This window comes from Nocardia brevicatena NBRC 12119, from assembly GCF_000308495.1.
Taxonomy (GTDB): domain Bacteria; phylum Actinomycetota; class Actinomycetes; order Mycobacteriales; family Mycobacteriaceae; genus Nocardia; species Nocardia brevicatena.
The window spans coordinates 1-9,375 of sequence record NZ_BAFU01000218.1 but is presented as its reverse complement, the minus strand read 5'-3'; the positions used below and the strand labels follow the sequence as shown (position 1 = coordinate 9,375).

Genomic DNA, 9,375 nt, shown 5'->3' with positions numbered 1-9,375 from the left:
CTAACCACAGGCTGTGAGTGCGGTTGTCATGCGGTCCAGAAGGAGCTGTCGTTCTTGTTTCGTGGGGGCGAGGTCGGCGGCTCGTTCCAATTCGGTGGCGGCTTCATGGTGGCGGCCGAGTCGGGTGAGGAGGTCACCGCGGACCGCGCCGAGGAGGTGGTAACGAGCCATTCGTCGGTCTTCGAGTAGTGGTTCGGTCGCGGCCAGTGCGGCTTCGGGACCGTCTATGTGGAGAACGGCGACCGCCCGGTTCAATTCGACCACGGGAGATGCGGTGACCTGGGTGAGGGCGTCGTAGAGGGCGAGGATTGCACCCCAATCGGTGTCGGTGAAGGCGGCAGCGCGGGCATGGCACGCCGAGATCGCTGCCTGCAGTGTATAGGGGCCGAGCGGGCGGGCCAGATCGAAGGCACGGTCGAGCATGCCGAGACCGTGCTCGATCAGGGTGCGGTCCCATCGGCGGCGATCCTGCTGTTCGAGTTGGACGGGTGTGCCGTTCTCATCGAGGCGAGTACGGAATCTGGAGGCCTGTAGTTCCATCAGCGCGGTGAGGCCTAAAACTTCGGGCTCGGTCGGCAACAGACCGGACAGGACTCGTCCCATCCGCATGGCCTCGGTCGCAAGGTCGGTGCGGACGATGCTGTCGCCGGAGGAGGCCGAGTATCCCTCGTTGAAGATCAGATACAGGACCTGGAGCACGGCGCGCAAGCGGTCTGGCAGTTCCTGGGCCGACGGCGCCTCGAGCGGGACCCGGGCCTCGGCCAGGGTGCGTTTGGCGCGTGAGATGCGCTGTCCGATGGTGGCCGAGGGAGCAAGGAACGCGCGGGCGACCTCCTCGGTGGTCAGGCCCCCGAACAACCGCAGAGTGAGCGCGACCCGGGACTCCGGGGAGAGCACCGGGTGGCAGGTGGTGAACACCATGATGAGCAGATCGTCCGGGATGGGGGCGAGCGCCGCGGCGGCGACGTCCGGGAGCTGGCCGTGCTGCCCGGCGAGGAGAAGCGGTGCCTTCTTACGCACCGTCTCCTCTCGCCGGGCACGGTCGATCGCCTTGTGCCACGCGGTCGTCATCAACCACGCGCCGGGCCTGGCCGGAATGCCCTCGACAGACCACTGCTCCAAGGCGGCAACGAAAGCCTCGGAGGCCAGGTCCTCTGCGATGTCGAGGTCGCCGATGCGGCGTGCGAGCGTGGCGATCAGCTGAGGTGCCTCGATCCGCCACAGTGCCTCGACCGATTCGTGCAGTTCCATTGGTCGGCCGGGTTCAGTCCGAGGGCGGGTACTTCAGCTGCTCGCTGCGGGCCAGGGTCTCAGGGTCGACGGTCTCGGCGAAGTCGTCCATATCGATCAGCGGGCGGATCTCCAGGACCTGGGAGTCGCCGTAGGACGGGTCGAACGGGCAGCGTTTTGCCCACTCGACAGCCTCTGCCAGCGAGCTGACCTCCCAAATCCAGTAACCGGCAATGACTTCCTTGGACTCGGTGAACGGACCGTCCACGACCGAGGTCCCGGACGTCGAGAAAGCGACCTTCGCACCGGCCCCGCTCGGCTTGAGGCCTTCCCCGCCGAGCATGATGCCGGCCTTGACCAACTTCTCGTTGAAGGCCTGCATCTTCTCGAACATCTCCTGAGTCGGCTGCGCCGCGCCTTCGTCGGCGGCATCGCCCTTGGTCATCACCATCACGCGCATCGTAGGAACCCTTCCTCGTTCTCAGTCGGTGCCGGTCACGCGGCGCAGCAGGTCTGCGATGTATTCGGGATCGACCGCCTCACCCTCACGGAAGTCGACGGCCTTGCGATCGCCGGAACCCAAGGAACGAAGCACCCCTGGCACCGGCTCGATGTGCTGCGCGCCGAAGACCATGAACGAGATCTTAGCCGAGGCTACATGCAGCACGGCGACGTTATCGCCCTCGACCGTGAAGTGCGGCTTGCCGTACTGCAGGACCTCCACCACCCCCGGCGCCAGCGTGGCGTGAACGGTCTCACGCAGATAGGTGCAGATCTCCTTCTGCCAAGGCTGCGTGCCGTTGATGTAAGCGGTAACGTCGGTGTTCATTTCGTCCTTCTTCACGCAGCGCTGACACGGTAGGACAGCACGACCACGCCGGACGCGAAGGTCGTGGTGTCGATGTGCTCGAGGCTTGCGCGGCTCTCGGCCCGGAACAGCGGCTCACCGCCGCCCTTGATGACGGGGTAGACCCAGATTCGGTACTCGTCGAGCAGGCCCGCGGTGGCCAAGGTGTCGGTCAATCGGCCGTTGCCCCAGATCAGGACGTCGTCGCCGTCGGTCTGTTTCAGCCGCCCGACCGTGTCGAGGACGTCATCGCCGGCGATAACCGTTGCCGGGCCCCAGGCCTCGACGTCGACCTGCTCCGAGGCGACGACATACTTCTCGATCCCGTTGACGTGGTCGGAATAGGGGTTACCGCCCATATGCGGCCACGCCTGGGCCATGCCCTCGTACGTCACCCGGCCGAGCAGGAGGGCACCCGCACCGAGGGTGAGGTCCAAGGCATACCGCTGGGCGCCGGGGTCGTTGTATTGCATCGACCACTCGTGCGGGTTGTCGATGTATCCGTCGAGCGTCGTGTTGGTCGAAGCGATGATGCGTCGCACGGGAGATCTCCTCTACCGATCGGCCGGCCGGTCCGGCCCTCAGCAAGTCCTTCGTGCGACCACCCGGGATTTCGACACGGCGGAAAAGTTTTTCCGGTGAGGTCGAGAACCTGTACTTGCACGGTTGATCGACACGGGCGACGCCCCATCGAACCGGGCTCTCGACAGGCAGCGACCTTCATCGGCGAGGACTCGCCGATAGCGAATCCACTACCGCCGGTGCCGGGCGCTCGCGCCGAGTACGAACGCTCGCTCATCCTCGAACGCCGACATGAAGGCATCGCCGCCAAGACCCGCGGTGCCGTGCCCGGCACCATCACCGTGGTGACGACTCTGCTCGACACCGCCACCAGTGGGCTCGGATTCGGTTGGCTCCACCCCCCGAACACAGCCGGCGGTGTGCGCAGGAAACCTACTGACAAGAGCCGGGAAAACTCCAGTTCACCGGCAGCCATATCCGTCCGGAATTCGACTTCTCGAAGTCGACACCGTCGCTTCCGGAACAGGACGCGACCTGCCCACCCATCGGACCGAACTTTTGGCGGATCCCCTCGAATCCTCCGAACCGTCCACCACAGAACGGTGACAGAACAAGTAAGCAGACCCTAACTTCTCCGGCTATATCGACTCGGGGCTTAGCGTTATGTGGGTTGAAGATGGAGGAGGGTGTGTATTGTCAGGGTGGCGGTGGTGCGGGTGAGCAGTACCCGGAAGGTGCGGGCACGATGCCCCGGGCCCGGACCAGGCGGGTACCCAGGTCGGTGCGAATGGGAGCTGGGGCGAAGTAGCCGTGTTTCTCACCATAGAAGTCGTAGGCGCACTGCTTACAGACAACAGCGTTGGCAGCACCGTAGAGGTAAGCACCGACCTTCGAAACGGCAACACCACATTCAACGCAGCGACCGGGATACGTATTCGTCCGCACAACGACTCCTTACTTCCGCATCGGCTCCCAGGACTTGAAGGATTTGAGCCAAGCCGGGAGAGCCAGGATCAGGCAGGCTGCGGCCAGGGCGGCGCTGATTCTGCCCAGGGTCGTCATCCGACCAGTGGCGGTCGCTCGTGCATCGATCAGGGCCAGGCCACGGTTCTTGCCGTCCTGCAGTTCCTGGACGGCAGCGGGGAGACCTGAGTCAGGCTCACTCTCCAGGTCCGCGGGGAGCTCATGGTGCAAGTTCTCCAGCTCCACGACAGCGCCGTAGGCTGCTTCGAGCGGTGTACGGCGCTCGTCTCGATCGTCGGCTCCTCGCCGGTCGGTGCCGAGGGCGGGGGATGCCTCCTCGAGTTCCTGCCGCATGATGGCGAGCTGCTGATCCAGTTGCCGGATACGCTCGTTCTGTGCCTCGATGATGCGAAGGGTTCGAGGGTGAGCTGTTTCCAATCGGTCACGACGGCCCATCCTGCTGTCGTAGTGGTGAGATGCGCCCAGGCGAGCGTGTCGGGCTCGGTCCACTGGCGAAGGAACTCCTGCAAGGAGTAGCACTGCACACTCAGACCCTGAGTGTGCGCGGAATCCGGTGTGGATGTGGTAGTCATCGGCGGTGCCCGGACTGAACTCGGATATCCCGAGCGAGGGTAGGCGTTCGACCCAGTCGCAGTGGCGAGTCAGCCACAACACCTGGTCGTATCCTGCCTCGATGAGCTCATTCGTGCGCTGCCTCGCCCCACCGAAGGGCAAGGGATCATATTGAACCATCACCGCGTAACGACGTTCGTTGTGAGCGCCGCAAACATGCGGGTATTGGTTGTCGCCGTATGGCCGTGCCGTGACATCGATCAGACCATATTCCAGGAGTTGATCACGTAACCAATACCTCAGGAGGGTCTGCTTGCCCCGGTCGCGGCCGCTCTTGGGCGTGATCGGGTCGCATTGGCCATGGCGAACGTATCGGTTGCCGGTCCCCTGGCGGCGGTAAGGCTGTGCATGGTCGCTGCACAGCTTGCAGAGCAGCCCTCGCAGAGACCTCCACAGGGCGAAAGTATCCGGATCGCGGATATCGACATGGACTCCGTACGGGCCACCGCACCGGTCATCTTTCGGCCGGGGCACTTTCGCCCATTCCTGCCGACCATGTCACCTCACCCCCTGAGGACACTGCGAAAAACCTTCTCTCAGAAGGTAACTCGAGTCCACGACCGGTTCGGGCAATATGCCGGAATTTCCCCTGCCCCGAACCGCTTCGTTATGGTCTCTTCCTCAGGCCCGGCCGGGCTGCCTTACCCATGGAGATCGCGCTCCCAACGTAACGGGCGCTCCCCGAGACCACCATCTCGCCAAGCCCGCCCCTCTTTGTGGTCCCCTCCCTTCTGGTCTCTCCTCCCCCTTACGGTCCTCCATCCGGGCTTCTTCCCTCCTCTCTCTTCGGTAAAGGTGTTTCCGGCGGTTTCTCTCAGTAGGTTCGGGCGTCGGGCCGGCGGTCGGCGAAGGTGATCGCGAACGCGTTGACCGCAGGCTTCCAGCGCATCGTCCATCGTGCCCGACCGGTGCCGGTCGGGCACGATGGACGAGTGACCGGATACAAGCATTTCAGGGCGGCTTGCTCGGTCGGGAAATACCCTCTGGCCTTGATCGCCCGCCGGTAGCGGGCGTTCAAGGACTCGATGGCGTTCGTCGAGCAGATCACCTTCCGGATCTCGATGTCGTAGTCGAGGAACGGGATGAATTCCTCCCACACATTCTCCCGCAGGCCCACGATGGCACCGTATGTCGTGCCCCACCGCTCTGTCGGCTCATCCAGTGCTGACGGCCGGCCGGAACGTGTTGCGAATCGAATGAATGATGCAGGTCTGGACCGTGGCCGGCGGCCACACGTTCCCGACCACCTCCGCCGGCTCCCGAATGTCGTCCAGATCCGCGATCATACCCCGGGGCGGTACGTGCAAAGTCTAGAGCTGAACAAGCGTTGTTCTAGATCAACCGACAGCAGCTCTCTCGTCATTTCTGCTGGTGAGAGGGTTTTTGTGGGGCGGGTGGGGCTCGAACCCACGACCAACGGATTATGAGTCCGCGGCTCTAACCGACTGAGCTACCGCCCCCGACCGCGACAAGCTGTCGCAAGCCCAAGATGCTACCCGGTCGAGGTGATGGCGGCCAGTCGAGCACGGGGGCGTGGGGGTGTGTCGCGGACTAGGGTAGGTCGAGGTACCGACGATGCCGAGGAGGGTGTGATGTCCGGATTGTTCGTGCGGGTACTGCGGGCGCATCAGTGGCTGTACGAGAAGAGCGGTGGGCTGGTGGGGCACCGGCTGCTGTTCGGGAATCCGACGCTGCTGTTGCGGACGGTGGGCCGTAGAACGGGTCGGCGGCGAACATCGGCGCTCACCTACGCGCGGGACGGGAACGACTATTTGGTGACGGCGTCCAACGGAGGGTCACCGCGTCCGCCGGGATGGTTGGCGAATCTGCGGGCCGAGCCGAAATGTGAAATCCAGGTTGGGCGGCGCACGATTCCGGTGGTCGCGCAGGCGACACTGCCCGACGATCCGGAATACGCGCGCCGCTGGGGCATTGTGGACCGGGTGAATCAGGGCCGATACAGCGAGTACCAGAAGAAGACGACGCGGCCCATCGCCGTGGTCGTGTTGAGGCCTACGGGCTGAGCCGAATCAGCCGCGCACGCCGTTCGGGCGGCGGTTCGCCCGGAGGGGACGCCGACGCGTTTCGTCCATGTCATCGGGGATCCTGCTGGCCAGATGTATGACGGAGGGAACGAGAAGCAGGATCGCGACAACAACAATGGCGGTAATCACACAGGCACATTAACCGCATGAAAATGGTTGTGCACCATTGAAATACGTACAGTTCACACTTCACGGCGCGCGTGAGCGGGGCTTGTGAGGAAGCGGGGTGTTTTCGCTCGGCGAAATTTCCGGACGCACCGCTCAGCCGTCCCCGCCTCCGCCGCCGGAACCGCCCGGCCCGCCATCGAAACCACCCCCTCGGAACCGGATCCGCTGTCGCCGGCCCATCGCCCTGCACCACCGGTACCCCCGCACCGGGAGCCGCGCCTGCGGGAATTCGACCGGTCGATCGCAAACACCGCGATCGCGCCGATGAGCATTATCGGCACCAGGACGGAGACGGCCATCACGATGGGCAATTCCATCTCGCAACGGCAACGGCGAATACCGTTGGCGGCGCGGAGGTAGTCGCATCCCGCATAACAACCCGTGACCACCGCGCTGCCGGACGGAAATCGCTCGGTTACCCGGCCGGCGTACCTTCGGGCAGATGACGCCGTACAACGCCGCCGAACCGGCGGTCACCGAGTTGGCGCTCATGCCGGGCTTTCTGGATCCGGTGAATTTGCTGAATTCGTTCGGCCCCTGGGTGCTGCTCGGCCTGCTCATCGTCATCTTCATCGAATCGGGGCTACTGTTCCCGCTGTTGCCGGGCGATTCACTGCTGTTCACCGCGGGCCTGGTGGCGGCGTCGAAATCGGCCGAGATTCCGCCGTTCGCGCCGCTGTGGGCGCTATTGGTGCTGGTGCCGTTGGCAGCGGTGGCCGGCGACCAGGTGGGTTACTGGATCGGAGCACGCGGCGGCACGACCTTGTTCGAACACGATGATGCCCGGATATTCAAGAAGAAATACCTCGACGAATCACACGCCTTCTTCGAACGGCACGGCCCGATCACCATCGTGCTGGCACGGTTCGTACCGATCGTGCGGACATACGCGCCACTGGTGGCCGGGGCGGCCCGGATGCGGTACCGAATCTTTTCGATCTACAACGTCGTCGGTGGCGTGCTGTGGGGGGCTGGGATGACGCTGCTGGGCTATCTGCTCGGTCAGACCGCGGCGGTACGGGACAATATCGACCTGATCTTCTTGCTGATCGTGGCCACCTCGGTGGTTCCGATCATCGTCGAGATGGTCAAACGGCGGTGGCCGCGTCGTGGCCGTCGGGACGGGACGGAGTCCGATTCGGAGACGGAGACCGACCCCGAACAGCAGACCACCGGTCCCCGCCCCTGAGCCGGGAACGGCCGAGTCGCTCAGCGCATCAACCGGCGCGCGAACCTGGTGCCGAACAGCGTCTGGATCGTCTTCTCCATGGTTTTGACGGTGTCGGCCCCGTACGGGTACCAGATCTGTTCCTTCTTCTGCTTCCACCGGTCCAGCAGGATCGGCTGCGGATGGGTGTACCCGCGCAGCGCCTCCCGGCCGTTGACCTGTCCGAGCCCGCTGTCCTTGCGGCCGCCGAACGGGGCCTCCGGCACGCCGTAGATCACCGACGCGTCGTTGTGCACGACCGAGCCGGTTTTCAACTGTTTGGCGATACGGATGGCCTTGGCGGTGTCCTTGGTGAACACGCTGCCGCTGAGCCCGTATCTGCAGTCGTTGGCCATGCGGATCGCCTCGTCCTCGTCCGCGACGCGCATGATGGCGACCACCGGGCCGAAGGTTTCCTCCTGCATGAGGTCCATATCGTGGGTGACGTCCACGACCACGGTCGGTTCGAAGAACACGCCCTGTTCGGTGTCGGGTTCGCCGCCGAGCAGGATGGTGGCGCCCTTGGCCTTGGCGTCCTCGACGTGGCGGCCGACGATATCCAACTGCCGGTCCCAGAACAGCGGGCCCACGTCGTTGCCCGGATCGGCCCCGTAGGTCACCTCTTCCGCATGTTTGCGCACCCGTTCGATGAACTCGTCGGCGATGCTGTCCACCACGTAGACGCGCTCCACGCCGACGCACACCTGGCCGCTGTTGAACATCGACAGGTACACCGCCCCGAGTGAGGCCCGCTCGAGGTCGGCGTCGGCGCAGACGATCATGGCGTCCTTGCCGCCGAGTTCGAGGGTGCACGGAACGAGTCGCTGCGCGCAGGCGGCGGCGATCCTTTTGCCGGTGGCCACGCTGCCGGTGAAGGAGATCTTGTCGACGTCCCCGTTCACCAGCGCCGCGCCGGTCTCGCCGTCACCGTGCACGACCTGCAGCACATCTTTCGGGATACCCGCCTCGTGCAGCACCTTCACCGCCCATTCACCCGAACGGGGGGTGACTTCGGATGGTTTGAGTATCACGGAGTTACCCGCCAGCAGCGCTTGGACGACCGGGTTGATGGACAGGACGAAGGGGCCGTTCCACGGGGTGATGACGCCGACCACGCCCAGCGGCTGGTAGTTGATCACCAGCTTCTTGAGCGGCATGAGATAGCCGTGCATCCGCCGCTTCTCGTCGGACAGGTCCTTGACCGCCCGGCCACTCCAGTAGTTCAGGAAGTCGCAGGACGGAACCATCTCCACGGCCAGCGCCTCGACCCGCGGTTTACCGGTTTCCTGTTGCACGGTGGCCACGATGTCATCGCGGTGGGCGATCATCACCTCGACCGCCTTGCACACGATCGCGGCCCGCTCCTTGATGGGGCGCGCCGCCCAGCCGGGCTGTGCGGCACGGGCGCGGGCGATGGCCTCCTTCACGTCGTCGGCGGTACCGACCTCGATTTCGCCGATACGCTCGCGATTCGCCGGACTGCGCAGCTCGAGTCGGCGCCGCCCTTCGGTGGTCGGCTCGAGCTGTTCAACGATGGCCATGGAATTCTCCTCACCCGAGGAACTGAAACAGGTTCTATTTTGTTCGGAGCTTACGCCATGACCGAACGCAATGCACCGGGCGAAGCGGGCATCCGGTCGATCGCGGGCGCATTCACCACTTACTCTCGATCAAACGAATGAATCAAGCGATTGGCAGTGGATGAGCTCCGGGTACACGATCGTTACGCTGCCCGGGCGCGGGACCGCGCACCCGATCGT

The 9,375-nt window shown here is 64.4% G+C and carries 8 protein-coding genes, 1 tRNA gene and 1 pseudogene; 2 read left to right on the top strand and 8 right to left on the bottom strand.

From position 1 onward, the window contains the following. The 7 genes and pseudogenes from ON20_RS26695 to ON20_RS26660 all read right to left on the bottom strand — a co-directional run bounded on the left by ON20_RS26695 (nt 1) and on the right by ON20_RS26660 (nt 5,655). Complete coding sequence (locus ON20_RS26695) at nt 1-1,251, bottom strand: RNA polymerase sigma factor (protein WP_040840023.1); 1,251 nt, start codon at nt 1,249-1,251, stop codon at nt 1-3. A gap of 13 nt (nt 1,252-1,264) precedes the next feature. Then, complete coding sequence (locus ON20_RS26690; protein WP_245547510.1) at nt 1,265-1,681, bottom strand: YciI family protein; 417 nt, start codon at nt 1,679-1,681, stop codon at nt 1,265-1,267. 30 nt (nt 1,682-1,711) lie between these two features. Continuing rightward, entirely contained in the window at nt 1,712-2,074 is a 363-nt protein-coding gene (locus tag ON20_RS26685) for a DUF1801 domain-containing protein (protein WP_218002639.1), read from the bottom strand. Then, complete coding sequence (locus ON20_RS26680) at nt 2,071-2,619, bottom strand: dihydrofolate reductase family protein (protein ID WP_040840016.1); 549 nt, start codon at nt 2,617-2,619, stop codon at nt 2,071-2,073. The genes ON20_RS26685 and ON20_RS26680 overlap by 4 nt, the downstream gene beginning before the upstream one ends. 934 nt (nt 2,620-3,553) lie before the next feature. After that, on the bottom strand, nt 3,554-4,018 hold the full coding sequence (locus ON20_RS26675) for a hypothetical protein (RefSeq protein WP_157229034.1): 465 nt from the start codon (nt 4,016-4,018) through the stop codon (nt 3,554-3,556). Between the two features lie 991 nt (nt 4,019-5,009). Then, nucleotides 5,010-5,466, bottom strand: a pseudogene (locus ON20_RS26665) (transposase); the annotation flags it as partial. Nucleotides 5,467-5,581: 115 nt separating this feature from the next. Beyond that, nucleotides 5,582-5,655, bottom strand: a tRNA-Ile gene (locus ON20_RS26660). Between the two features lie 132 nt (nt 5,656-5,787). On the opposite strand from ON20_RS26660, the gene ON20_RS26655 reads away from it, so the two are divergent. Together ON20_RS26655 and ON20_RS26645 are read left to right on the top strand one after the other, a co-directional pair. Continuing rightward, entirely contained in the window at nt 5,788-6,219 is a 432-nt protein-coding gene (locus tag ON20_RS26655; RefSeq protein ID WP_040840006.1) for a nitroreductase/quinone reductase family protein, read from the top strand. 631 nt (nt 6,220-6,850) lie between these two features. Continuing rightward, nucleotides 6,851-7,597, top strand: coding sequence for a VTT domain-containing protein (locus ON20_RS26645; protein WP_040840001.1), 747 nt, complete (start codon nt 6,851-6,853; stop codon nt 7,595-7,597). Between the two features lie 20 nt (nt 7,598-7,617). Here ON20_RS26645 and ON20_RS26640 read toward each other — a convergent pair whose 3' ends face one another. After that, complete coding sequence (locus ON20_RS26640; protein ID WP_040839999.1) at nt 7,618-9,156, bottom strand: aldehyde dehydrogenase family protein; 1,539 nt, start codon at nt 9,154-9,156, stop codon at nt 7,618-7,620. Nucleotides 9,157-9,375 lie beyond the last annotated feature (219 nt).